Origin of the sequence: Streptomyces sp. NPDC127092 (assembly GCF_042722475.1) — a bacterium.
GTDB lineage: Bacteria > Actinomycetota > Actinomycetes > Streptomycetales > Streptomycetaceae > Streptomyces.
Window position 1 is genome coordinate 1 of record NZ_JBHXFE010000239.1, and the last position, 425, is coordinate 425.

General features: G+C 69.6%; 1 protein-coding gene. It reads right to left on the bottom strand.

Annotated features, from left to right (window positions below; translation table 11 throughout):
• On the bottom strand, window positions 1–414 hold a 414-nt coding region (locus tag ACFWJO_RS39280), incomplete at its 3' end, for a BCCT family transporter (RefSeq protein WP_386873037.1).
• Between the last annotated feature and the right edge of the window lie 11 nt (window positions 415–425).

The window sequence follows — 425 nt, forward strand, 5'->3', positions numbered from 1 at the left end:
GGACAGCCGCTTGACGCCCTTGTCCATGCCGACCAGCACGGAGGCCGTGCCCACGGCGGTGACGACGGCCAGGATGAGCGCCTGGACCCAGCCGGCCACGGGGGTGCCCAGCACGTAGTTCATGCCCGCGTTGATCTGCAGGGCGCCCAGGCCCACGGACACGCCGAGGCCGAACACGGTGGAGACCACGGCGATGATGTCGATCGTCTTGCCGATGGGGCCGTGGATGCGATCGCCGAGGAGGGGCTGGAAGGCGGAGGACACGCGCGGGGGCAGCTTGCGCTTGTACGTGAAGTAGCCGAAGCACAGGCCCGGGACGAGCAGGATCGCCCACATGTGGATGCCGAAGTGGAAGTTCGCGATCGCCATGGCCTCCGAGGCCGCGCGGTCGGAGAACGGCTCCGTCCCCGCCATGGGCGGGTTGG